General features: G+C 67.6%; 18 protein-coding genes. 4 read left to right on the forward strand and 14 right to left on the reverse strand.

Annotated features, from left to right (window positions below; translation table 11 throughout):
• Window positions 1-76: 76 nt before the first annotated feature.
• The 8 genes from DFO63_RS05570 to prmB form a co-directional block, all read right to left on the reverse strand.
• The gene (locus tag DFO63_RS05570; RefSeq protein ID WP_014037969.1) at window positions 77-733 is read right to left on the reverse strand and encodes a phosphoribosylanthranilate isomerase; all 657 of its coding nucleotides are present in this window, start codon (window positions 731-733) and stop codon (window positions 77-79) included.
• Window positions 730-1500, reverse strand: coding sequence for a tRNA pseudouridine(38-40) synthase TruA (gene truA, locus DFO63_RS05575; RefSeq protein WP_014037970.1), 771 nt, complete (start codon window positions 1498-1500; stop codon window positions 730-732). The genes DFO63_RS05570 and truA overlap by 4 nt, the downstream gene beginning before the upstream one ends.
• 32 nt (window positions 1501-1532) lie before the next feature.
• Window positions 1533-1895: a VOC family protein gene (locus DFO63_RS05580; RefSeq protein WP_075677367.1), complete on the reverse strand. Its 363-nt coding sequence runs from the start codon at window positions 1893-1895 to the stop codon at window positions 1533-1535.
• A gap of 26 nt (window positions 1896-1921) precedes the next feature.
• Window positions 1922-3946: a FimV/HubP family polar landmark protein gene (locus DFO63_RS05585; RefSeq protein WP_119006571.1), complete on the reverse strand. Its 2025-nt coding sequence runs from the start codon at window positions 3944-3946 to the stop codon at window positions 1922-1924.
• Window positions 3947-4096: 150 nt separating this feature from the next.
• A complete protein-coding gene (locus tag DFO63_RS05590; RefSeq protein WP_049445577.1) occupies window positions 4097-5125 on the reverse strand; it encodes an aspartate-semialdehyde dehydrogenase in 1029 nt (342 codons plus the stop codon).
• 92 nt (window positions 5126-5217) lie between these two features.
• On the reverse strand, window positions 5218-6255 hold the full coding sequence (locus DFO63_RS05595; protein ID WP_119006572.1) for a D-glycerate dehydrogenase: 1038 nt from the start codon (window positions 6253-6255) through the stop codon (window positions 5218-5220).
• Window positions 6248-7351: a chorismate synthase gene (aroC, locus tag DFO63_RS05600; RefSeq protein WP_005410486.1), complete on the reverse strand. Its 1104-nt coding sequence runs from the start codon at window positions 7349-7351 to the stop codon at window positions 6248-6250. The genes DFO63_RS05595 and aroC overlap by 8 nt, the downstream gene beginning before the upstream one ends.
• Window positions 7348-8277, reverse strand: a complete 930-nt coding sequence (prmB, locus tag DFO63_RS05605) for a 50S ribosomal protein L3 N(5)-glutamine methyltransferase (RefSeq protein WP_014037975.1) — start codon at window positions 8275-8277, stop codon at window positions 7348-7350. Before prmB ends, aroC begins: the two co-directional genes overlap by 4 nt.
• Before the next feature lie 122 nt (window positions 8278-8399).
• On the opposite strand from prmB, the gene DFO63_RS05610 reads away from it, so the two are divergent.
• Together DFO63_RS05610 and asd are read left to right on the forward strand one after the other, a co-directional pair.
• A complete protein-coding gene (locus DFO63_RS05610; protein WP_005417991.1) occupies window positions 8400-9050 on the forward strand; it encodes an SCO family protein in 651 nt (216 codons plus the stop codon).
• Complete coding sequence (gene asd / locus DFO63_RS05615) at window positions 9047-9889, forward strand: archaetidylserine decarboxylase (RefSeq protein ID WP_049445583.1); 843 nt, start codon at window positions 9047-9049, stop codon at window positions 9887-9889. Before DFO63_RS05610 ends, asd begins: the two co-directional genes overlap by 4 nt.
• 71 nt (window positions 9890-9960) lie before the next feature.
• Here the strand turns inward: asd and DFO63_RS05620 are convergent, their stop codons facing one another.
• Both DFO63_RS05620 and DFO63_RS05625 read right to left on the reverse strand, forming a co-directional pair.
• Window positions 9961-10308 carry a ribonuclease E inhibitor RraB gene (locus DFO63_RS05620; protein ID WP_014037978.1) on the reverse strand — a complete coding sequence of 116 codons (348 nt, stop codon included), beginning with the start codon at window positions 10306-10308 and terminating at the stop codon, window positions 9961-9963.
• Between the two features lie 23 nt (window positions 10309-10331).
• Window positions 10332-11942 carry a transglycosylase SLT domain-containing protein gene (locus DFO63_RS05625; protein ID WP_119006573.1) on the reverse strand — a complete coding sequence of 537 codons (1611 nt, stop codon included), beginning with the start codon at window positions 11940-11942 and terminating at the stop codon, window positions 10332-10334.
• Window positions 11943-12064: 122 nt separating this feature from the next.
• Here DFO63_RS05625 and DFO63_RS05630 point away from each other — a divergent pair, with 122 nt between their 5' ends.
• On the forward strand, window positions 12065-13570 hold the full coding sequence (locus DFO63_RS05630; protein ID WP_014037980.1) for a helicase HerA-like domain-containing protein: 1506 nt from the start codon (window positions 12065-12067) through the stop codon (window positions 13568-13570).
• Window positions 13571-13659: 89 nt separating this feature from the next.
• The gene (gene greB, locus DFO63_RS05635) at window positions 13660-14166 is read left to right on the forward strand and encodes a transcription elongation factor GreB (protein WP_014037981.1); all 507 of its coding nucleotides are present in this window, start codon (window positions 13660-13662) and stop codon (window positions 14164-14166) included.
• 87 nt (window positions 14167-14253) lie between these two features.
• On the opposite strand, the gene DFO63_RS05640 is transcribed toward greB, so the two are convergent.
• The 4 genes from DFO63_RS05640 to DFO63_RS05655 all read right to left on the reverse strand — a co-directional run bounded on the left by DFO63_RS05640 (window position 14254) and on the right by DFO63_RS05655 (window position 23748).
• On the reverse strand, window positions 14254-15093 hold the full coding sequence (locus DFO63_RS05640) for a DUF3025 domain-containing protein (protein ID WP_119006574.1): 840 nt from the start codon (window positions 15091-15093) through the stop codon (window positions 14254-14256).
• On the reverse strand, window positions 15090-16451 hold the full coding sequence (rimO, locus tag DFO63_RS05645; protein ID WP_049445588.1) for a 30S ribosomal protein S12 methylthiotransferase RimO: 1362 nt from the start codon (window positions 16449-16451) through the stop codon (window positions 15090-15092). Before rimO ends, DFO63_RS05640 begins: the two co-directional genes overlap by 4 nt.
• Window positions 16452-16639: 188 nt before the next feature.
• A complete protein-coding gene (locus tag DFO63_RS05650) occupies window positions 16640-16855 on the reverse strand; it encodes a hypothetical protein (protein ID WP_049445590.1) in 216 nt (71 codons plus the stop codon).
• Between the two features lie 89 nt (window positions 16856-16944).
• Window positions 16945-23748, reverse strand: coding sequence for a phage tail protein (locus DFO63_RS05655; protein WP_119006575.1), 6804 nt, complete (start codon window positions 23746-23748; stop codon window positions 16945-16947).
• Between the last annotated feature and the right edge of the window lie 31 nt (window positions 23749-23779).

Here is a 23779-nt window from a genome sequence, read left to right on the forward strand (position 1 = left end):
CGCTTGGGACCATCCTATGTGAAGAATGCGTGCAGGCTCAAATCGGGGCGCTGATCAGGGTAAATAGTGACGCGAATCACTCGAGAACCGTGCAATCGGCGCGGCGCACTTCCTCGACGAAGGTGCGCATCTTGTAGCCGTCCTTGATGCCCGGCTCCAGTTCGATGCCGCTGGAGACATCCACGCCCCACGGCAGGGTGGCCAGCACCGCGTCGTAGACGTTTTCCGGGTTCAGGCCACCGGCCAGCAGGAACGGGCGATGCAGGCCGGTCGGGATCCGGCCCCAGTCGAAGGCCACGCCGGTGCCGCCACCGCCGCCCGGCGCATGACTGTCGAACAGGAAGCCGGCGGCGCTGGGATAGCGCAGCTGCAGGGTGCGGGCGTTGATCTCTTCACGCCCGCCCATGGCGATCGCCTTCAGGTACGGCATGTTGAAGCTGCGGCAGAAGCTCTCGTCTTCCTCGCCATGGAACTGCAGCAGGGTCGGTCGTACCGTGCGCAGCACCTCGCGCACCTCTTCCTTGCTGTTGTTGCGGAACAGCGCCACCACGTCGACCATCGGCGCGATCGCCTGGCGCATCGCGCGTGCCTCGGCCGGGGCGACCCGGCGGCTGCTTTCACGGGCGAAGATGAAACCCACCGCGTCCACACCCAGTTCACCGGCCAGGCGGACGTCGCCGGCCCGGGTCATGCCACAGAACTTGATGCGCGTGCGGTAGTAGGAGCGGCTCATAGCGTGACCTCGGCGGGCAGATGCCAGTTGTCGGGGTACAGGGGCCCAAGGAACACCAGGCCCTGCGGCGGTGCGGTGGGACCGGCTACGGTGCGATCGCGCCCGGCCAGCAGTTCGGCGATCCATTCCACCGGTTTTTCGCCGCTGCCCACCAGGATCAGCGATCCGACGATATTGCGGACCATGTGATGAAGGAATGCATTGCCCTGCACGGCGACCTCGATCACCTCGCCCTGGCGGCTGACCTGCAGTGACTGCAGTTCACGCCGTGCATGCAGCGCCTGGCACTGCACCGAGCGGAACGCACTGAAGTCGTTCTCGCCGAGCAGGGCCTGGCCGGCGGCATGCATCAGGGTCTCGTCCAGCGCCCGGCGCTCCCAGCTGAGGGTCTGCCGCTGCAGCGCCGGCCGCACTTCGCGGTTGAGCAGGCGGTAGCGGTAGCGGCGCGCACGCGCCGAGAAGCGGGCGTGGAAATCATCGGCCACCGGCACGCACCAGCGCACCGCGATCGAGCGCGGCAGGCGGGTGGTGGTGCCCAGCATCCAGGCGCGCGGATCGCGCACCACGTCGGTATCGAAGTGGACGACCTGGCATTGGCCATGCACACCGGCATCGGTGCGACCGGCACAGACCACCTGCAGCGGCGCATCGGCCACCGACGACAGGGCCTGCTCAAGGCTGGCCTGCACGCTGGGGCCGCCCTCGCCCAGGTTCTGCCAGCCCCTGAAATCGCTGCCGTCGTATTCGACGCCAAGCGCGTAACGCATGTGCTACCTCGATGTTGCGGGTGGGGCGGCGCTCAGGCCGGATCGCGTTCGGACCAGACTGCCAGTTCGTTGCCACCGGGCTCGACGAACTGGAAGCGGCTGCCGCCAGGGAAAGAGAACACCGGCCGCACGACCTCACCGCCAGCGTTGCGCACCGCCGCTTCGATCGGCGCCAGCTGGTCGGCATACAGGACCAGCAGCGGCGCACCGCTGTCGCTGGCCCGTTGCGGCTGGCCGCGGAAGAAGCCGCCCTGCAGGCGGCCATCGTCGAAGGCGGTGTAGTCGCTGCCATAGTCGACGAACGACCAGCCGAACACCTTTTCGAAGAAGGCGCGGCTGGCGGCCGGGTCACTGGAGGCGAATTCAACGTAGTCGATGCGGCGCTCGCGGCTCATGGCACGGTCCTTGTCGGCGGGTTCGGTCACGGCAGGCGGGCCAGCAGTTCGCGAGCCTGGGCCTGGCAATGCAGGTCGCCGCCCTCGGCCACTTCCTGCAGCAAGGTACGGGCGGTCTGGGCATCGCCCAGATCGAGGTAGGCGATGGCCAGCTCCAGGCGCTCCTGCCCGGCGCGCGGCGCCCAGCCGGCATCGCTGGCCGGTGCCGCGGTGCCTTCTTCATGCGCGGCCTCGGCCAGCGCGTCGTGCGGCACCGCGTTTGAATCCCCGCTGTCATGGTGATCGGCCGGCAGGTCGAACACGCCGCGGAACTGCGGCTGCTGTTCGGCGTGCAGCGCGTAGTCCGGCACTGCGATCTCGTCAGGGACTGCCTGCGCGACCGGCTCATCCTGCACAGCTTCCGGCACAGGGGTGTCCTGCGTAGTCACTGGCTCGTCCCAGCGCGGCAGGTCGGTCACGGCCTCGGGCAGCTGCACCACTTCGTCATCGCGCAGCGTCTGCGCCTGCCAGTCAGCCTGGGCGGCGACGTCGGCGACCGGTCCGGCAGCCACGTCATCCTGCACCTCGGTTTCGCTCGCCCAGGCCGGCATCGCCGGCTCCTGGCGGCCACTGTCGGACACCGCCGTCGACCACGAAGACTGCTCGGCCAGCGTATCCAGCGCCGCGCCCGCCGGTACCGCAGCGGCCAGGCCTGCGGCATCGCCTTCCTCGCGCAGCGGCGGCAGTGGCGACGGCTTGCGACGACGCAGCAGCCAGGCCGCGCCGGCCGCCAGCAACATCACCGGCAGACCCAGCCAGTACCACGGCGTGGCCGCATCGCGGGCATCCGGTGCCTGCGCCAGGCGCTGCTGCGCGGCGGCCAGGTCGTTGTCCTTCATCGCGATCAGCGACTGCTGCTGTTCCTTGAGTTTTTCCAGGTCGGCCACGCGCTGCTTCAGCTCGCCGATCTCGGCATCGCGGGTCGCGATGTCCTCGCGTGCCTGGCGCAGTTGTTCGTTGCCCAGCATGTCACCCTCGCTGCCGGCTCCAGTGCCGGTGGTTGTGCCCGCGTGCGCGGCGTCGGAGGCCAGCGCCGGAGCGATTTCAAGTCGTGCCCCATTGGCCGCAGCCGGGGAAGAAGCGTTCGTGGTTGCCGCCGTGGCGACCGGGGCCACGGTACCCGCCGGTTGCGGCACGGTGCGTGCCTGCCGCCACTGTGCGGCATGCTCACGCACCAGCGCTGCGGCCTCGGCGGCATCGACCGCCGCCAGTGCATCGCTGCCGGGCATGCGCAGCACGGCGCCCTGCTTGAGCAGGTTGACGTTGCCGCGGATGAAGGCCTCCGGGTTGGCGCGCAGCAGCGCAATCATTGCGCGGTCGCGGCTGACCTGGTTGCCGCGGGCCACCGCGCTGGCGATCTGCGACAGGGTCTGCCCACGCTGGACGGTGACGCTGCCATCGGCTGCCGGCGCGGCAGCGGGTGCGGCCACTGCACGCGGGCGAGCCGGTGCGGGTGCCGGCGTGGCGGCGGTGGACGGTGCAGGCGCGCTCGCGCTCTCCGCAGCGGCGGGCGCCGGGGCGGCCTCACGGGCGATGGTGTTGGAGAGCGTGCCTGCGGGTGCAACGATTTCCGGCTCGGCCACGGCCACTGCGCTGGACGGTGCATCGACCAGCGCCGAGTACTCGCGCACCAGGCGGCCCTGGCCCCAGTCGGCCTCGATCAGGAAGCTGAGCGACGGGGTCTCGACCGGCGTCTGCGAGGTTACCCGCACCACCGCCCTGCCCTGCGCATTGCGGGTCAGTTCGAACTGCAGTTCGCCGACCAGCCCGGTCGGCCGCTGCAGGCCGACGCGCTCGAAGGTGACCGGTGAGGCCAACGCGACACGCAGGTTCTCCAGCTCGGACGGATCGGCGGAGACCACCGGGATTTCGGCCAACAGGGGCTGGCCCGGCTTGGACAGGACACGGATGTCGCCCAGACCCAGGGCAAGCGCCGAACTACTGGCCAGGGCCAGCAGCGCGGTGGAAAGATAGAGGAGCGGGCGCTTTGCGCCCCTGGCCCGTTTATTCATGGGCGACACTATAAAGCGTGCGGACCGGGGTCCGCACCCACCGGAAAGACCCTTGAGGGAGTGCCGGCCGCTGGCCAGCATGCACTCCGGCGCATGGATCACGGCAATGCCGGCCAGCGGCCGGCACGACCGGTGAGGCAACCGCAGTGATCAGCGCTGCTCGGCGGCGACCAGCTCGGCCAGCTGCACGGCATTCAGGGCAGCACCCTTGCGCACATTGTCCGACACGATCCACAGGTTCAGGCCGCGCGGGTGCGACAGGTCCTCACGGATGCGGCCGACATACACCGCGTCGGTGCCCGAGGCGTGGGTGACCGGGGTCGGGTAACCACCGGCCTCGTGGCGGTCGACCACTTCGATGCCCGGCGACTGCTCCAGCAGCGCGCGTGCTTCGGCCACGGTGACCTTGTCACGGGTCTCGATCGCCACTGATTCGGAGTGGCCGTAGAACACCGGCACGCGCACCGCAGTCGGGTTCACCAGGATGCTGTCGTCGCCGAGGATCTTGCGGGTTTCCCAGATCAGCTTCATCTCTTCCTTGGTGAAGCCGTTGTCCTGGAAGTCGTCGATGTGCGGGATCAGGTTGAAGGCGATCTGCACCGGGAAGCGCTGCGGATCGATCTCCTGGAAGCTCAGCAGCTGGCCGGTCTGCTTGCCCAGCTCCTCGGTGGCCGAACGACCACCGCCGGACACCGACTGGTAGGTGGAGACGTTGATGCGCTCGATGCCGTACTTGCGGTGCAGCGGCGCCAGCGCCACCAGCATCTGCATGGTCGAGCAGTTGGGGTTGGCGATGATGCCGCGCGGACGGTTGGCGACCTGTTCCGGGTTGACCTCGGACACCACCAGCGGCACGTCATCGTCGTAACGGAAGGCCGAGGAGTTGTCGATCACCACCGCACCAGCGGCGGCGAACTTCGGCGCGTATTCCTTGGACACGCTGCCGCCGGCCGAGAACAGCGCGATCTCGACGCCGGTCGGATCGAAGGTGGCCAGGTCCTGGACCGTGACCTTCTGGCCGTTGAACTCGATCTCGCCGCCGGCCGAACGCTCGGAGGCGAGGACGCTCAGGGTGCCGACCGGGAAGTCACGCTCGGCCAGGATCGACAACATGGTCTCGCCGACGGCGCCGGTGGCACCAACGACGGCGACGTGGAAACTGCGCTGTGCATTGCTCATGGGGGAAACTCTCACGAAAACGGGGATGGGGAAAAATCACGCACGACAGCTGGGTTCGGGGAACCTCCTCAAGCGGGGCGCGCGGAGGTTCCCTATCGTTTCCCGGTTTTTTTGCCCAGAGTCACGCGCGCGGCCATCGCCGCGTCAGCGTTGATCGCGCTCGGCATGCGCGACGGGCCGCCGTCCAGGCCGAGCCCGGCGACCAGATTATCGACGGCCAGCTGTACCATCGCCGTGCGCGTAGCCAGCGAGGCACTGCCGATGTGCGGAGTGAGCACCACGTTGCGCAGCGCCAGCAGTTCGGGGCGTACTTTTGGCTCGCCTTCGTACACATCCAGGCCCGCTGCTGCAAGGCGACCGTTGGCCAGCGCATCGGCCAGCGCGATCTCATCGACCAGGCCGCCGCGGGCGATGTTCACCAGCGTCGCCGACGGCTTCATCTTCGCCAGCGCGGCGGCATCGATCAGATGGTGCGAGGCCGGGGTATACGGCAGCACCAGCAGCAGGTGGTCGGACTGCGCGAGCAGCGTATCCAGGTCCACATAGGTGGCGCCCACTTCCGCCTCGGTCGCGGCCGGCAGCTGCGATCGGTTGTGGTACAGCACCTTCATGCCGAAACCGTGCGCGCCGCGGCGGGCGATACCCTGGCCGATGCGGCCCATGCCGAGGATGCCCAGCGTGCTGCCGTGGATGTCGGCACCGAGCATGGTCTGGAACGACCACTGCTGCCACTGGCCTTCGCGCAGCCAGCGCTCGGATTCAGTGATGCGGCGCGCGGTCGCCATCAACAGGGCGAAACCGAGATCGGCGGTGGTTTCAGTGAGGACGTCCGGGGTATTGCTGGCGAGGATGCCGGCCGCGCTGAGCGCGTCGACGTCCAGGTTGTTGTAGCCCACCCCGACATTGGCGATCACCTGCAGCTGCGCGGCGCCGGACACCTGGGCCGCACCGATGCGCTCGTTGAGGGTGATGATCGCGCCATCGGCGCTGGCCAGCTGTTCGGCTATCTGGTCCGGCGACCAGGCGGTGACCGTGTCGGTGCTGCGCAGCTGCACGCGATCGCGCAGCGGCGCGATGGCCGCGTCGATCAGCGGCTGGCTCACCCACACGGTCGGCCGCGTGTCAGCCATCGATCTGCCCGGGAATGCGCGGGGTGATCGTGCCGACATCGCCGCACTGCGCGCGGTGGCGCAGCGCCTGGTCCATCAGCACCATCGCCACCATCGCCTCGGCGATCGGGGTGGCACGGATGCCGACGCAGGGGTCGTGACGACCGGTGGTGACCACCTCGACCACGTTGCCGGCGGTATCCAGCGACGGGCCCGGCAGGCGCAGGCTGGAGGTCGGCTTCAGGGCGATCGAGGCGACCACCGGCTGGCCGGTGGAAATGCCACCGAGGATGCCGCCGGCATGGTTGCTGGCGAAGCCCTGCGGGGTCAGCAGGTCGCGGTGTTCGGTGCCCTTCTGTGCGGCGCTGGCGAAACCGTCGCCGATTTCCACGCCCTTCACCGCGTTGATGCTCATCAGCGCGGCAGCGAGTTCGCCATCAAGCTTGCCGTAGATCGGCTCGCCCCAGCCCGGCGGCACGTTGTCGGCGACCACGTCCACGCGCGCACCGACCGAATCACCGGACTTGCGCAGCGCATCCATGTACGCCTCCAGCTCGGGCACCTGTGCGGCGTGCGGCCAGAAGAACGGGTTGTCTTCCACCGCCGACCAGTCGAAACCGGCCGGGGTGATGTCGCCCAGCTGCGACAGGTAGCCACGCACGGTGACGCCGAAGCGCTCGGCCAGCCACTTCTTGGCGACCACGCCGGCGGCCACGCGCATGGTGGTCTCGCGTGCCGAGGAACGGCCGCCACCGCGCGGGTCGCGGATGCCGTACTTGTGCCAGTAACTGTAATCGGCGTGGCCCGGGCGGAACTGCTGGCCGATGTTGGCGTAATCCTTGCTGCGCTGGTCGGTGTTGCGGATCAGCAGCGCGATCGGGGTGCCGGTGGTCAGGCCCTCATACACGCCGGACAGGATCTCGACCTCATCGGCCTCGCGCCGCGCCGAGGTGTGCCGGCTCTTGCCGGTGGCGCGGCGCTGCAGGTCGTGGGCGAATTCGGCCGCGTCCAGCGCCAGCCCCGGCGGGCAGCCATCGATCACGCAGCCGATGGCCGGCCCGTGCGACTCGCCGAACGTGGTGACGGTGAACAGCTTGCCGAACGAATTGGAGCTCACGGGCGCTGCGCCGCCAGTTCGGTGATGCGGGCGCTGTGGGCGATCAGCTCGCGGCATTCGACCGCGAAGATGCCCATCTGGCCGACCTTGAACTCGATCCAGGCGAAATCGACTTCCGGCAGCAGCTTGATCAGATGCTGTTCGGACTCGCCCACTTCACAGATCAGCAGGCCGTCTTCGCTCAGGTGCAGCGGCGCGTCACGCAGGATCTTCAGCACCAGGTCCAGGCCGTCGTCGCCGGCACGCAGGCCCATTTCCGGCTCGTAGGAGTATTCCTTCGGCAGCGCATCGGTCTCGTCGTTGGTGACGTACGGCGGATTGGTGACGATCAGGTCGTAGTGGCGGCCGGACAGGCCGTTGAACAGGTCCGACTTGATCAGGTTGACGTTGTACGCCTGCAGCCGCTCCCGGTTTTCTTCAGCCAGCGACAGCGCGTCGTCGCTCAGGTCGACGCCGTCCACCTGCCAGTTCGGGTAGTAGTGCCCCATGGCGATGGCGATGCAGCCCGAACCGGTGCACAGGTCCAGCGCACGGTACACGTCGCGGCCGGCCAGCCAGGGCTCGAAGCCGCACTCGATCAGTTCGGCGATCGGCGAGCGCGGCACCAAGGCGCGCTTGTCGCTCTTGAAGCTCAGGCCGGCAAACCAGGCTTCACCGGTCAGGTAGGCGGCCGGGATGCGTTCGTCGATGCGGCGCTGGAACAGCTCCAGCACGCGCAGCTTCTCGGCCTGCAGCAGGCGCGCCTGGCCGTAGGCCGGGCCGAGGTCGTGCGGCAGGTGCAGGCTGTGCAGCACCAGCTGGGTGGCCTCGTCCAGCGCGTTGTCGTAGCTGTGCCCGAAGGTCAGCCCGGCTTCGTTGAAACGGCTGGTGCCGTAGCGGATCAGATCGATGATCGTGTGGAGTTCGGCGGCCGTTTCAGCGGTCATGGCGGTACTGCGGGCAAAGTGGCCCCCGATTATAGGGGCTGGCGCCCGCGGCGGCATCCGTTGCGGCGGAAACGATCGGGCCGCAGCCGGTATGATGGAGCCCATTTCGCGCGGGAGCCCCCATGTTCAATCGCAACGCCGGCATCATCCTGCTGATCGCCCTGGCGGCGGGGCTCGGCCTGCTGGCCGCCCAGCAGGTGTTCGCGCCGAAGCCGCCGGCCAACGCCCCGGCCACCGAAGCGATCACGCTGTACCCGCAACCGCGTGAACTGCCCGACTTCAACCTGGCCCAGTCCGATGGCACCCGCCTGATCCCGGGCGAACTGAAGGGCCACTGGACCCTGGTGTTCCTGGGCTTCACCTTCTGCCCCGACGTCTGCCCGACCACGCTGGCCGAGCTGGCCGGCGCGCAGAACCAGTGGGAGGCTCTGCCCGATGGCCTGCGCCCGCGCGTGCTGTTCATCTCGGTCGACCCGGACCGCGACAGCGCCACCCGCCTAGGCGAGTACGTGCACGGCTTCCACAAGGACACCCTGGCCGCCACCGCCGATATCCCCTCGCTGGAGCGCTTCGCCACCTCGCTGGGCTTCGTGTTCCAGAAAGTGCCGGGCAAGCATTTCGACGAGAACCCCGAGGACTACACCGTCGAGCATTCGGCCAGCCTGGCCGTGCTCGACCCGCAGGGCCGTCTTGCCGGCCTGGTGCGCCCCCCGTTCAATGCGCCGGCGATTGCCCGCGACCTGCAGAAGCTGACCGAGAAAACTGCCCCATGAGCCTCACCACCGCCCTGACGTACGCCCTGCCCCACCGCCTGCTGTCCTCGATGGCGCGTTCGCTGGCGTACTCGGACGATCCGCGCGTGTCGCGCTGGCTGATCGACACGGTCACCCGCAAGTTCAACGTCAACCTGGACGAAGCGGCCAACCCGGACCCGCGCAGCTACGCGACCTTCAACCAGTTCTTCACCCGTGCACTGAAGCCGGGCGCGCGCGTGGCCGATGCCGATCCGCGCAGCCTGGTGATGCCCGCCGACGGCCGCATCAGCCAGCTCGGCAGGATCGAGGCCGGCCGCATTTTCCAGGCCAAGGGCCAGTCGTTCACCGCCGCCGAGCTGCTGGGCAGTGACGAGGATGCCAAGCCGTACAACGATGGCCTGTACGCCACCGTGTATCTGTCCCCGCGCGATTACCACCGCGTGCACATGCCGTGGACCGGCACCCTGCGCGAGACGGTACACGTGCCGGGGCGCCTGTTCAGCGTCGGCCCGGCCGCCGTCAACGGCGTACCGCGCCTGTTCGCGCGCAACGAGCGCCTGGTCTGCCACTTCGACACCAGCTTCGGCCCGATGGTCAGTGTGATGGTCGGTGCGCTGCTGGTTTCCGGCGTGGAAACCGTGTGGAGCGGCGAGGAGATCCCGGCCTACGGTGATCGCATCACCCGCAAGGACTACCGCGGCCAGGGCATCAAGCTGGAGCGTTTCGCCGAAATGGCACGCTTCAACTACGGCTCGACCGTGATCGTGCTGCTGCCGCCCGGCGTGGCCGAGTTCGCCCCGCAACTGGGCGCCGAAAGCCCGGTGCAGCTGGGCCAGGCCCTGGCGAAACTGCGCTGACCAAAAGGGGACGGAGGGGATTAAGTCGTTTATGCATAAACGACTTAATCCCCTCCGTCCCCTTTTTGGCGTTACTGCAGGGCCGGGGCGGGGCCGACGTCCATGCCGTCGTAGTCTTCCACGCCCTTCTCCGCGGCCAGCGCCGCGAATTCCTGGTTGCGGCGGTCCAGCGAGGCTTCGTCGTGGATCTCCACGCGCTCCACGTGCAGCACGTGGAACGGCGCGTCGCCCTCTTCCGGCTCCTGCTCGAACAGTTCCACGAAGGCATAGCCCTGCGCCTGCAGGTGGTCCGCCAGTGCCTGCAGCGGCTCGGCGCTGGAGTGGACGAAGAAGTACCCCCACAGCAACGGGCCGTTGATGTCCCAGTCGGTGTTTTCGCGGAGGTTGGCGAACAGGTTGCGGGTGGCTTCGAGGTCCATGCGGGTTCCAGGGGTCGGGGGGATTACTTGTCGCAGCCCTGCAGCTTCAGCGTCTGGCCGTGGCGCAGGCTGTAGGCAGGGCCCTTCAGGCCATTGGCACGGGCCAGGGTCGGCACGTCGCACTGGAACTTCGCCGCGATGGCGCTCAGGGTCTCGCCCTTGCCCACCTTGTGGCTGCGCACCGGCTTCGGACGCGCGGCCGGCGTCGGGCGGGGCGTCGCCACCGCCGCCACCGGCGTGGTCGGCACGCTGGTGGATGCAGCCGCGTCGGCCACCGGTACCACACCGCCCACCGCCACGCTGCCGGTGTAGCTGGCCGCGGTTGGGCGCTTGATCGCTGCGTTCAGATCGGCGGTGATCAGGGTGCGGGCCAGGTCGGCACGCGGGCCACTGACGCAGTTGCGCTGGTACAGCCCGGCGATGCGGGTGGTGGCGTTGATCAGCGTGCCGGCCGGAATCCAGCCATCGGCTTCATAGCGCGGGTTGAGGTTGCGCAGCGCACGCATGTAGCCATCGCGCGTACCGTGGCTGCCCAGGCAGATGGTCAGTTCGTAGATGGTGGTGGACTTGGCCAGGCGCAGCGTGGCCGGCTGGGCGCTGATCTTCGGGAACTCCACGCCGTACTGCTGCGGGTGCAGGAAGATCCAGGCCGCGGCGATCACCATCGGCACATAGTCCTTGGTCTCGCCCGGGAACTGGTTGTAGACGCTGTCGGTCCAGAAGCTCTGGCCGGCGCTCTGCTTGAACACGCGTGCGGCACGGCCTTCGCCACCGTTGTAGGCGGCCACCGACATTTCCACGTTGTTGTTCAGTTCCCGCAGGCGCTCGTTGAGGTAGCTGGCGCTGGCCTCGGCCGCGCTGCGCGCGTCGAAACGGGTATCGAAGCCGGTGCCGTCCGGGCCGAGGCCGAAGCGGCGGCCGGTGGCCGGCATGAACTGCATCAGGCCGGCGGCACCGGCACGCGAGGAGGCATGTACGCGACCGTTGGATTCCTTGGCCATGATGCCGAACAGCAGTGCCTCGGGCAGGCCACGCTTCTCCCACTCCGGCCACATCACCGCGCGCAGGTTCTGGTAATTCTCGTAGCTGGTCAGCAGCGCCGGGCGCATGTCGGTCAGCCAGCGACGGATGCCGGCCTGCACTGCCGGGTTGTACTCGACCATGCTGTCGAAGGCGTGCCGCTTGTCGTTCAGCAGCGCGGCAGCGCGCGCGGCCTCGGGCACGTCCGCGGTCAGCGGGCCGATGTGGTCGGGGTCGGCTTCCAGGCGATCACCGCCCTCGTCGGCCACGTCATCGCTGGCGGCCGCATCGGCGTCATGCTTGAGCAGGCGCTTGTAGCTGGCCAGCAGGGTGCCCATCTGGCAACCCTTCTGCTTCACGCAGTCGTTGAGGACATCTTCCATGTCCTCCAGCGCGGCATCGGCCTCGTTGCTGCCCTTGGGATCCGCATTGGCGACCAGCAGCAGAGCGTCGCTGTAGCGCTTTTCGGCGGCGGTCATGCGCTGCTGCAGCGCATCCACCTTCACCTTGTCCCGGGCCGAAACCCGCTGTGCATGGGCGTCGGGCGCCAGGGAAACCAGGCCGGCCAGGGCCAGCAGCGGCCAACCACGGGAAATCAGGACAGGAACGGGCATTGATGGCACTGTGTGCGAAACAGGCAGGCAGAGTAGCGGCGCCGCCAAGGTCCGGGCAAGCCGACCTTCGGACCGTCACTGCCGGCGGTTAACATTGGGCTATTCATCACAAGGGCTGGACCATGGATCCGATTCTGCTCGGCAAAGGCATTACCGACGATATTGCCGTCACCCTGCTGCCGAAACTTGGCAACCGCCACGGCCTGGTGGCCGGCGCCACCGGTACCGGCAAGACCGTGACCCTGATGACGCTGGCCGAGGGCTTCTCGCGACTGGGCGTGCCGGTGTTCCTGGCCGATGTGAAGGGCGATGTCTCCGGCCTGGCCGTGCCCGGCAGCGGCGCCGAGAACCTGCTCCAGCGCGCCGCCGAGATCGGCGTGGCCGACTATGCGCCCGCCGCCAGCCCCACCCTCTTCTGGGACCTGTACGGCAAGCTGGGCCACCCGGTGCGCACCACCGTCAGCGAAATGGGCCCGACCCTGCTGTCGCGCATCCTCGAATTGAACGACACCCAGGCCGGGGTGCTCGACATCGTGTTCAAGCTGGCCGACGACCGCGGCCTGCTGCTGCTGGACATGGACGACCTGCGCGCCCTGCTCGGCCTCGTCGCCGAGGAGCGCAAGGACATCTCCACCGAGTACGGCCTGGTCAGCGCGCAGTCGATCGCCGCGATCCAGCGCTCGGTGCTGCGCCTGGCGCAGGACGGTGGCGAGAACTTCTTCGGCGAACCGGCGCTGGAACTGGCCGACATCATGCGGGTCAACCACGACGGCCGCGGCATGATCGGCATCCTCGCCGCCGACCAGCTGGTGCTCAAGCCCAAGCTGTACTCCACCTTCCTGCTGTGGCTGCTGTCGGAGCTGTTCGAGCAGCTGCCGGAAGTGGGCGACCTGGACAAGCCGAAGCTGGTCTTCATCTTCGACGAGGCGCACCTGCTGTTCGACGATGCACCGCCATCGCTGGTGCAGCGCATCGAGCAGGTGGTGCGCCTGATCCGTTCCAAGGGCGTGGGCGTGTATTTCTGCTCGCAGTTCCCCGACGACGTGCCGGGCAACATCCTCGGCCAGCTCGGCAACCGCGTGCAGCATGCGCTGCGTGCGTTCACCCCGCGCGACCAGAAGGCGGTGAAGACCGCGGCCGAGACGTTCGTGCCGAACCCAAAGCTGGACGTGGCCAAGGTACTGAGCCAGCTCGGCACGGGCGAGGCCCTGGTCTCCACGCTGCAGGACAAGGGCGTACCGATGCCGGTACAGCAGACGATGATCGCGCCGCCGCGCTGCCGGATGGGGCCGATCACCGACGCCGAGCGCGCCCAGGTGCGTGCCGGCAGCCCGGTCGGCAGCCGCTACGACACCGCGATCAACCGCGAATCGGCCGCCGAGCTGCTGGCCCAGCGCGCACAGAAGACCGTCGAACAGGCGCAGGCGCCGGCCGCGCGCAGCCGCGAGCAGGACGAAGCACAGGAAGGTGGTTTCGGCCAGGCGATCAAGGACGCGATTTTCGGCACCAAGCGCCGCCAGGGCATGATCGAAACCATGGCCAAGCAGACCACGCGCACCGTCGGCACCAAGCTGGGCAACCAGATCGTGCGCGGCATCCTCGGTGGCATCTTCGGCGGCAAGCGCTAGCTGCCCCTGCTGGGGTCGGATCCCTTTCCGCTGGAAAGGGATTCGACCCCACTCACCCATCGCTTCCCCTCGAAAAGAAGTCGTATTGCATGTCGCGTTGGCGTCCCCCCGCAGAAAAAAGCACGGCCCTGATCACCGCCTCTGGGCATGCCCGACTGAAGGCCGAACTGGATGAGCTGTGGCGTGTGCGCCGCCCGGAGGTGGTGAAGGCGCTGGCCGCCGCTGCCGCGGAAGGCGACCGCTCCGAGAACGCCGAGTACACCTATCGCAAGAAGCAGCTGGGCGAGATCGATCGCCGCGTGCGCTACCTGACCAAGCGGCTGGAATCGCTGCGCGTGGTCGATACCACGCCGACCGATCCGCAGGCGGTGTTCTTCGGCGCATGGGTGGAGCTGGAGAACGTGGACAGCGGCGACACCAGCCGCTACCGCATTGTCGGGCCGGATGAGACCGATGCCGGCCTGGGCTGGATCAGCATCGATTCCCCCCTGGCGCGTGCACTGCTGAAAAAGCGGCTGGACGACGAGTTCTCGGTGGAGCTGCCCGGCGGGCAGTTCACCTTTGCGGTGATCGGGGTGGAGTACGCGCCTGTGTAGCGTCGAGTCATGCTCGAACTCGCTGTACATGTAGAGCCGCGCCCATGCTCGGCTGATGGGCAAACGCAGCCGAGCATGGGCTCGGCTCTACAACGGCAGCGGCGGCAACGGCGGCGGGTACGCGCGTTCTGCACGCAGCGGGCGGAAGTAGTCGGCATTGCGATAGAAGGCGGAATCCTGCACGTCGTGCCAGCCGGGAATCCCGGCCAATGGCAGGGGCCGCAGCTGCAGCGGATCGGTCACCGCCCTGCCCTCGGCAATGGCCTCGGTCACCGCGTCAATGCAGGCAGCATCGGCATCACCCTGCACCACCACGCACTTGCCCACCAGCAATCGCCCTGGCAGCAACGCCTGTTCCATCAGCGCATGCCCGAATACCGCGGCAATGGCGATGTCACCCCCCTGCCAGCGCGTTGGCTCGAACAACGCAGGCCAGTCATGCCCATCCCACGCACGCAGCAATGTGTCATCGCGCACACGCACGATCACGCCGGTTTCGTCGAACTGGGTCAAGGCGGCCTGCGCGCGGTTGCGCTGGCCGGGTGGCATGGCCTCGATATGCCGGCATTGCTGCGCGTTCAGTGCACGCTTCAGCTGCGGATGGGAGGCCCACACCAGTGCATTGAACAGGTCATGCCAGTTGTCGGCACGGGTGGCGATGCGCCCCTGCGCGATGCGCGCCTCGTAATGCAGGCCGTCGGCCAGCAGCGCGGCATCCTGTTCCACCAGCTGCCAACCCGGCAGGGACAGGCGTGCGTCAAGTGCCGCGATGGACGGCCAGTGGGGGCCAACCAGAAGATCACGGACGTCCTGCAGCCCGGCAAACAGCGGGTGCCCGAACACCTGCGGATCGACCGCCGCACGTGGCGGCGGTACGAAGCGGCGGACGCCGCTGCCGTCACCGGCGGCGGCCGTCGCTGCGGTCACAGCATCTTGAGGTCGAATGCCGGGCGGGTAGCGGCGGGCAGCGCGTCACCGTACAGGTCGTGCTCGTCGCTCTCGGTGATCTCCACGTCGACGAATTCGCCCACGCGCAGCGGAACCTGGTCCGCATTCTGGATGTGCACCAGGCCGTCGATCTCCGGGGCATCGGCCTTGGAGCGGGCCACGGCGATGTCGCCTTCGATGGCGTCGACCAGGCACTGCTGCACGGTGCCGATCTTGGCCTCCAGGCGCGCGGCGGAGATCTGTGCCTGCTTCTCCATGAAGCGGGCCAGACGCTCCTGCTTCACTTCCTCCGGCACAGCATCGGGCAGATCGTTGGCGGTCGCCCCCTCAACCGGCGAATAGGCGAATGCGCCCACGCGGTCCAGCTGCGCTTCGTCGAGGAACGACAGCAGTTCTTCGAACTCGGACTCGGTCTCGCCCGGGAAGCCGACGATGAAGGTCGAACGCACGGTGATGTCCGGCGCAATGCGGCGCCAGTTCTGCACGCGTTCCAGGGTCTTCTCGACCGCGCCGGGGCGCTTCATCAAGCGCAGGATGCGCGGGCTCGCGTGCTGGAACGGGATGTCCAGGTACGGCAGGATCCGGTTCTCCGCCATCAGCGGCACCACCTCGTCCACGTGCGGATACGGGTAGACGTAGTGCATGCGCACCCACGCATCCAGCTCGGACAGGCCTTCGCACAGCGCCTTCAGGCGGGTCTGGTAGGCCTTGTCGCGCCACATCTTCTCGGCGTACTTCACGTCCACGCCGTAGGCCGAGGTGTCCTGCGACACCACCAGCAGTTCACGCACGCCACCACGCACCAGGCGCTCGGCTTCACGCAGCACCTCGTCGACCGGGCGCGAGACGAGCTTCCCGCGCATCGACGGAATGATGCAGAAGCTGCACTTGTGGTTGCAGCCTTCGGAAATCTTCAGGTAAGCGTAGTGCCGTGGGGTCAGCTTGATGCCGTAGTCGGGTACCAGGTCCACGAACGGATCGTGCTTGGGCGGCAGCGCTTCGTGCACCGCTTCCATCACGCTCTGGTAGTCCTGCGGGCCGGACACCGCCAGCACGTTGGGGTACGCCTCGCGGATCTGCTCCGGGCGCTTGCCCAGGCAGCCGGTGACGATGACCTTGCCGTTCTGGTTCATCGCCTCGCCAATGGCATCCAGCGACTCGGTCACCGCCGAATCGATGAAGCCACAGGTGTTGACCACCACCACGTCGGCCGAATCGTAGGACGGGACGATGTCGTATCCCTCCGAGCGGAGCTGGGTGAGGATGCGCTCGGAATCGACGAGGGCCTTCGGGCAGCCAAGGCTGACGAAGCCGACTTTGGGGTTCAGCTGGGACATGGAATCGCGGGACTCTGGGGGCCTGGGCCCCTGCCGGCATGGCAGGGGGTCCTGGGGGCCGGGGCCTGAAAGGGCGCCAGTATACCGGGGTTCGGGGCGGGGCCCTGAATCGCTGCTCCCGCCGGCGGACCCTGGCCCGTGAAGGGTCAGTACCCGGTCACGTCCAGCACCACCGCGACCGCCCGGTCTCAGCCAGCGGCTGATTCAATGGGCAGCGCTTCTTCCACCTCGATCGCCTCGAACCGGTACAGCGCGCCAAACTTCAAGGCGTACGCATCCAGCGGCGATACCGGGATCACCATCTGCGGAAGAAGGTTGTCGCCCTCCGGCCGGAAATGCAGATTGACCACCCCCGACTGCTCCACAGCGCGGGTCAGCAGGACGAGACGTGCGTTGAACTTCATGTTGGATCTCCAAAAAAAATGGGCCGCATCCACCGGCGGCCCGAACGGTTTTCATGCAAGGCACTCACCGCGACGGGCAGGCGCGCGGTTCACCACACGCCCATGCGCACACGCAGGCGTCCGGCTTCGTCATAGACCCGCCAGTTGCCATCGCTGTACTCGGTGCGGCGCCCGCCACCGGGCGCACTGACACTGAACGCATCCGCCACCACATCGAAACGCGAGACCTGGCCACTGGACGCCAGCTGCACGCCGCCTACCCGGCCGTCGGCACGAACGTTCACCGACCATTGCGCGGAAGACTCGGTGCCTCCGGCCGACCAGGTGGGGGGGACGGTGGCCGACGCATCCACCTGGCTCAGCATTGGGCGGAACATCCAGAAGTACGGCGTGTCTCCACCGGTACCGATCACGATCACGCGGAAGCGAGCGAAGGACGCTGTGGCGGGCGCTTTGGTGATCAGGAACGTCCGCGTCAAGCGGTCGAGCGTGATCGGCGTTCCGGTATCGCTCCTCACGCCAGGGCTGTGCACCAGCCCCAGATGGTTGCCGGCCGCATCGAAGAACGTCATCTCCAGCTTGGCTTCCACGCGATGAGTGTTGATCCAGGCGGACGCGCAATAGGTCTTGCCGCCCTCGATGGCGATGTCGTACTCGGTTCCCCACCACGCCATTTCGCCTGCCGCGACGACGCCGGGTGTCACCGCGCCCAGTCCGAATATCCCCTTCGGATGCCAGCTGTCATTGCCGGTGGGGTTGCCCAGCTCGGACCAGCGGGCGTTCGGGTTGCTTCCCCACCCCCACCCCGAGCGCTGCCAGAAGGGGAATGTGGTGTTCATCAGCAGGTTGCCGCCTGCGCCGAGGTTCTTGACCTGCGCCTGCATGCTGGTCACCACGGCAGCGTCCGCCTTGCCGCCCAGTGAGGCCTGCACGCCGTCGACCCGCCCGGACAGTGCGGTCAGCTGCGTACCCTGCTGGCTCACCTGGCTCTTCAGCTGCGAGAAGCCGCTGGCCGAGACGTCGCCCACCTGGGTCTTGAGCTGGGTCAGGTCACGCGCCGTGGTGTCCAGCTTGCTGCCCTGCTGGCCTACCGAGGTGCTCAGCCCACTGATGGCCGAGGCATTGGCATCGTTGGCCACCTGGTCGGTGATGTCATAGACCTGGACGCTGTCCACCCGTACCTGGCCGTTGTCGGGGTGAGCATAGATGTTCAAACGCCAGGCATCGATGCCGCTGTTGAAGGCATCGAAGTCGAACGACCGGGTCTCGAACGCCTCTACTGCGAACACCGCACGCAGATCCTGGTAGGACTGCTGGCCGGCCGCATTCTTGCGATAGATCCGCACCAGCAGATTGTTGGCACCGCCGGCACCGCAGGCGCGGACGATCACCCGCAGGCGGCGCGCGCCGTTGATCGGCACCCATTTGCCACCATTGGCCTGCAGGGTCGGATTCACGTTCGTGTAGCGGTTGAGCAGCACACCTGGGCGTCCATCACCGTTGACCGTGCTCCACACCGCGCCATTGGCGGCCGCCGATGCCGTCCAGCCACCCAGCCCTTCGGCGAAGTCGGGATTGGGCAGCAGGCCGCTGCCGGTGTTGAGTACGCCCTTCAGCCCACTGGACAGGTCGGTGATCTGCTGAGCCTGCGCATCGACCTTCGTCCCCTGCTGATCAACCTTGGTGGTCAGCGCGGTCACTGCAGTGGCCGTTGCAGCGGCGCTCTGCTGCGCGGCGTAGGCGTCGGTGACATCGATCATGCGGATGTCGTCCACCTGCACGCGCACGCCCACTTCGCGCGCACCGCTTCCTCCCGGGATGCTGACCAGCATCCGCCACTTCGCCGCAGACGCGGCGGTATTCATGTAGCCGCTGACCTTGGTCCAGCCGTCCTTGCGCAGGGAGGCCAGTGCGTAAGCCTGCAAGGGCCACGAATTCTCCGCGTTGGCTTCGTTCGTGGTCTGCCAGCCCACCCGGATCGAGCCACTGGTCGGCTGGATGCTGTCTGGATGCAGGCGTGCGTAGTACTCCACGTAGATGCGGCGATTGCCGGTGATGGGGGTCCACTGGCCGAAGTACATGTCCGCATTGGTGTTGGGGCTGGTGTTGGCCGCAACGTTCACATCCAGACCACGCTCACCGGTCCGGCGAGCATCGGCGCGGGCGGTGTAGATCGTGCCCGCCGCACTGCCCAGCAGCTGGCCGTCCTGGAACGTTTCGAACCCACCCAGCGGGAACAGGCTGTCGCTGCCATTGAGGACCGATTGCACGTCCGACTGCAGCTTGACCACATTGGACGCACTACTGGTGACACGATCGCCAAGCTGCACCACGTCGCTGCGCAGGTTGGCGATGGCCGTCGCGTTGCCGGCGATGTCCTGCGCATCGGTGATGTCGTAGAGCTCGACCCGGTCGAACAGCACCTTGCCGCCCGCGTTGGTCAGATGCACCTGCGGCATGATCTCGTTGCGATCCTGCGCGGCAGACCATTCGGCCGTGTAGGTTTTCCAGGCTGCATCGGACAGGTTCAGCGTCACGTCGGCATGGCTTTCGCCCCCTCCGCTGGTCCGCACGCGCAGCCGGCAGACCAGGGTGGCCGTCGCATTGTCGAAGGCGCGGGCGATCATCACCAGGCGGTACCGCCGCGACCTGCCGGCAACCACCGGCAACCACCGCGCATCATTGGCCGTGATGAAGGGGTTCTGCCCGGCCTGGGGACCATGCGTCATCAACAGTGCGTCACCACTCTGGCCCGATGCCTTCACCCACTCCACGGTGTTGGCCGACACGGTGCGGGTCAACGTCCACCAGGCGGCACTGCCAGCGAAGGAGCTGTTGCGCAGCACGTTGTCGCTGCTGGTCACCGAGGTCTCCACACGCGCGGCCAGGCTGGTCAGGCTGTCGGCGGCGGACACCAGGTCGGTACCGAGCTTGCTGACGTCGGTGCGCAGCCCGGTCAATGCTTCCGCATTGCTCCGCGCCGCGCGATCGAGCATCGACGAATCCTGCGTTCCGGTCGGCACGCCATTCAGCACGGTGACGGTCATTTCCACCCACATGCCGGTACGGCCGGTCTCCGGCAAGGGCGACAGGATCTGCCTGCCACCGCCGGCCCCGCTCCTGCGCCGCCCGATCATCACCAGCATCCGCGACCCCGACAGGGCCGCCAGGTTCTCCTGTGACAGGCCCGCATCCAACAGGCGGGTGCGCAGGCCGCCGGTGTCAGCGTTGCTGGCGCTGCTGATCGCCCCGACTGCGTCGGATGTGTAGGCAATGAAGTACTGGTTGTCCTTCAGCGTCTGGTCGTACCAGGTGTTGAAACGGGCCGACTCGCTCTGCAGGTTGCCATGGGTATCGAACACCGCCGTATCGGTGATGCTGTTGTCCGCATTGATGATGCCGACCCGTAGCCCCCGGTTGGCGCCCATGCCCGGCACGATACTGCCATTGGCGCGGTATACACCCGATGCGCGGGGGCCACCTGTAGGCGAGGAAGCGATATGTGCGTTGGCGATGATGTTGTAAGCCACCATGTTGCCAATGCCCGAGGCCAGCCGCGTGACGTTCTCAGCGGCACTGGCCAGCTTGCCATCGATCTGTTCCACCTTGGTCGACAGGCCGCTGACCGCCGCAGCGTTCGCGTCGACATCGGTTACATCCTCCACCCACAGATCGTCCAGCCACAACGTGCCGGCCGTGCCATTGCGATTGATCGTGACCTTGATGCCCTGCACCGTTCCCGTGGGCGGCAACGTCACAAAGGTCTCGGTCTTGACCCAGTCGGCCGATTTCGGGAACGACTGCGTTGCGCCGCCCATCAGGTTGCCGTTGTGGTCGGCGACGCGCAGCTTGGTGTTGTCGGCGGTGCCGTCGAAGTCCTCGCTGGTCCGCGTCCAGCACGACACGCGATAGCGACGGCCGGCGGTCAGGGTGATGACGCGCCCCTCATTGACTGCGGCGCTGACCACCGTATTGCTTCCCGCTGCGTAGGGCTCCGCCTTCCAGCACAGGCTGTTGCCGCGCCCCTCGCGCACCACCGATGCTGCGGTGGTGTTGAAGAACGTCCAGCCGGTGCCAGCGCCCAGGTTGAAGTCGCCATTGAGCGCGAGGTTGCTGCCCGCGCCCATCACCGCTTCCATGCGACTCTTCAGTTGCACCAGATCCTGGCTGCTGCTGGTAACCCTGCCATCGAGCTGCCCGACTTCGGTCTTCAACGCATTGAAGGCGCTGGATCCGATCTTGTCCCCCATCGTGGCATCGAGGCTGTCCACGCGCCGCCCCAGTGCCGTGTCAGCGGTCACCATCGCCTGCTGCAGGCTGCTGACACTGGCACTGGTGGCCAGCGCGCCGGTGCCTGCCGGCATGCGTGCCTGGAGTGCCTGGATCGACTGCGCGTTGACCTGGTCACCACTCAACCGTGCGGTCTTCTCCGCCGCAATCAGGCCCTGGCTGACCCCCGCCAGGTCACCGCCCTCGTAGCTGCCCCGCATCTGCACGGCCAGCGATTCGCGCCGGCCCGCTTCGCTGCTGTCTGCCGCGACGCGTGCAGTGGCTTCGTCCTGCAGCATGGCCACCGACGCACCCGGCGTCGGGCGACCGATCGCCACCCAGTCCAGCAGGAAGTAGTGGGCGTCGGTCTGCGCCTTGGACAGGTCCAGGCGGATCTGGTCGACGACGGTCCCGTTCCACGGAATGTTGTCCACATCCAGCGTCGCGATGCCGTTGCTGTCATAGCTTGGCTCCGCGAACTGCACCATGCGTGCGTTGTCCCACGACTGGCCGGGACCGTTCCACAGCAGGCGCCCGTCCCAGGCAGGACTGCCCACCTTGCGGATGCGCAGCTTGACGAAGCGATGCGCCGCGCCTTGGACATCCTGGCCGCGCGGGCTCGTCACGAAGGCATCGCTGGCATGGTTGGCCGGGCGCAGCCAGCCCTCCACCAGCGTTGGACTGCCACCGTTTGCCCCCCACCCTTCGACGCTGCTGTCGAAGTACCAGATGCGCTTGCTGTCGAACTGCACGCCACTGCCCGCCGACAGCTGGCTTACCATGCGGGTGAGGTTCTCCACATCCGACCGGCGTTCGCTGGTTTCGCGGGTCACCGCTGTAGTCAGCTCGGTGCGGGTATTCAGGTCGCCGGCGGCACGATCCAGCACTTCGCGTGCCAGGCCATCGGTGTTGGCCTTGAGCGCCTGCGCCTGCTGGTCCAGCCGTTCGGCCTGGCCGGCAAGCCGTTGGGCGCTGGCGGTGATCTGATCCTGCAGGCGCAGCGATTCGCTACGCAGCGCCTCGGCGGCACGGGTGGCGGCGGCCAGGTCGCTGTCGATGCGGGCGTTGATTTCCTTGCCCAGGTCCTGCTTGACCGATTCAAACACACCGCCGATTCCCTCCAGCGCCTGCCCGGTATTGCGCCCCAGCGAGCGCCGCAGGTAGCGGGCACCGACGGACAGCACGCCAGCGGTGTTGCGACTGCGGCAGGCAAACGTCCAGCTGCCCGCCGCTGGCAGTACGGCTTCGATTGCGGAGGTGAAGAAGCCACCGGCATCGCCCAGCGGGGTCATGTGCTCCCACAGCGGATTGTCGATGCTGCCGGCGGTATAGCGGATCTCCACGCCAGCGAAATCAGCCGACTGCACGGTGTCGCTGGAGAAGCCCCACACATAGCGGCGCACGCCACCGCTGAGCTCTTCGATGTCGAACAGATCGACCAGCACCGGCGGCGCATCAGCGCCCAGCGTGGTGTACTGGGTAGACACGGCAACGCCGGCACGGCCATCGGGGCTGTATGGACGAACGACCACCGGATAGGTGCCCGCTCCGGGAATCGCCCAGCTCGCCGACCGCGTGCTGGTGCGTGCCACTTCCTCCAGCGCAGCATTGCCGTCTGGATCGGACAGGACCCGCGTTTCGCCGGCCGGGCCACTGATATCGAAGCTGGCCTGCAGTTCGGTGTGCATGCTGCCACCGCGGCTGACCTGGCGCTCGACCACCTTCAGATTGCTGGCCACCGGCCGGGTCTGCAGCGAGGATTCATTCGACGGCGGCACATATTGGCCGGTCCGCACGTAGTGCCAGAACTCGGGCCCCTCCTGCACCACCTCCACGGCAGCGCCCTTCAGGTCGCCCTCCGGGCGTATGCCGGTCACCCGCACGCGGGTACCCGGCGTCTGCTTGAAGTCGTAGATCCAGATCGTGTCGTGTGCAGGATTGCCGTCGTCGTGGCCCGGCAGCGGTGCATCTGCCGGCCACGGATCGGCCAGCACCAGCCTGTCACTCGGCTCCGTGCCCGGAACCACGCGCAGTACGCGGTAGACACGCTCGCCCGGAATGCGCAGGCCGATGAACGCACTGCCCAGCGAGGGTGCCGGGACCGTCTCGTCCAGTTGCAGCGTGGCAACGCCTGCAGCGTCGACCGCGGCACCGATCAGGCGGCCACCGAAGCCCCACTGGGTCAGGTCGTGCTGCAACGCCAGCACCGACAACCGCGAGTAGGCCAGGTGCTCGATGTCGGTGCTGTAGCTGATCGACTTGTACTGATAGACGCTCTGCGCCAGATGCCAACGCGCCAGCATCGCGGCATGGGCTTCGGAACTGACGCCCTCACCGGTGATCTTGGCCGGATTGAGCATCACCTCCACGCCCGGTGCCGGCACGCGCAGCGTCGCCGCCTTCCAGGTTCGGCGGTCCAGGTAGCTGTACTCGATGCCGTCGGCAGCGTTGGCCAGGGTGTAGTCAACCTGGAACTGGCCCTTCTTGATCGTGGCCATGTTGACCACGCCGGAAAGGGGTTGCTCGTCGGCCGCCCAGGCCACGCCCAGCCGGCCCTTGGCCCAGGTCACCTGGCCGAAGCCGGCCAGCGCGATGGCGTCGAGCACGGCCTGGTGCCACTTCACGGGCGAACAGCGCCCGCTGCACCTGCATCAC

Source organism: Stenotrophomonas sp. AG209 (assembly GCF_003550055.1).
Lineage (GTDB): Bacteria > Pseudomonadota > Gammaproteobacteria > Xanthomonadales > Xanthomonadaceae > Stenotrophomonas.

What these genes read in the sequence shown, in the direction of transcription:
- DFO63_RS05570 (WP_014037969.1), bottom strand. Translation starts at nt 733, where the DNA reads ATGAGCCGCTCCTACTACCGCACGCGCATCAAGTTCTGTGGCATGACC.
- truA (WP_014037970.1), bottom strand. Translation starts at nt 1,500, where the DNA reads ATGCGTTACGCGCTTGGCGTCGAATACGACGGCAGCGATTTCAGGGGC.
- DFO63_RS05580 (WP_075677367.1), bottom strand. Translation starts at nt 1,895, where the DNA reads ATGAGCCGCGAGCGCCGCATCGACTACGTTGAATTCGCCTCCAGTGAC.
- DFO63_RS05585 (WP_119006571.1), bottom strand. Translation starts at nt 3,946, where the DNA reads ATGAATAAACGGGCCAGGGGCGCAAAGCGCCCGCTCCTCTATCTTTCC.
- DFO63_RS05590 (WP_049445577.1), bottom strand. Translation starts at nt 5,125, where the DNA reads ATGAGCAATGCACAGCGCAGTTTCCACGTCGCCGTCGTTGGTGCCACC.
- DFO63_RS05595 (WP_119006572.1), bottom strand. Translation starts at nt 6,255, where the DNA reads ATGGCTGACACGCGGCCGACCGTGTGGGTGAGCCAGCCGCTGATCGAC.
- prmB (WP_014037975.1), bottom strand. Translation starts at nt 8,277, where the DNA reads ATGACCGCTGAAACGGCCGCCGAACTCCACACGATCATCGATCTGATC.
- DFO63_RS05610 (WP_005417991.1), top strand. Translation starts at nt 8,400, where the DNA reads ATGTTCAATCGCAACGCCGGCATCATCCTGCTGATCGCCCTGGCGGCG.
- asd (WP_049445583.1), top strand. Translation starts at nt 9,047, where the DNA reads ATGAGCCTCACCACCGCCCTGACGTACGCCCTGCCCCACCGCCTGCTG.
- DFO63_RS05620 (WP_014037978.1), bottom strand. Translation starts at nt 10,308, where the DNA reads ATGGACCTCGAAGCCACCCGCAACCTGTTCGCCAACCTCCGCGAAAAC.
- DFO63_RS05625 (WP_119006573.1), bottom strand. Translation starts at nt 11,942, where the DNA reads ATGCCCGTTCCTGTCCTGATTTCCCGTGGTTGGCCGCTGCTGGCCCTG.
- DFO63_RS05630 (WP_014037980.1), top strand. Translation starts at nt 12,065, where the DNA reads ATGGATCCGATTCTGCTCGGCAAAGGCATTACCGACGATATTGCCGTC.
- greB (WP_014037981.1), top strand. Translation starts at nt 13,660, where the DNA reads ATGTCGCGTTGGCGTCCCCCCGCAGAAAAAAGCACGGCCCTGATCACC.
- rimO (WP_049445588.1), bottom strand. Translation starts at nt 16,451, where the DNA reads ATGTCCCAGCTGAACCCCAAAGTCGGCTTCGTCAGCCTTGGCTGCCCG.
- DFO63_RS05650 (WP_049445590.1), bottom strand. Translation starts at nt 16,855, where the DNA reads ATGAAGTTCAACGCACGTCTCGTCCTGCTGACCCGCGCTGTGGAGCAG.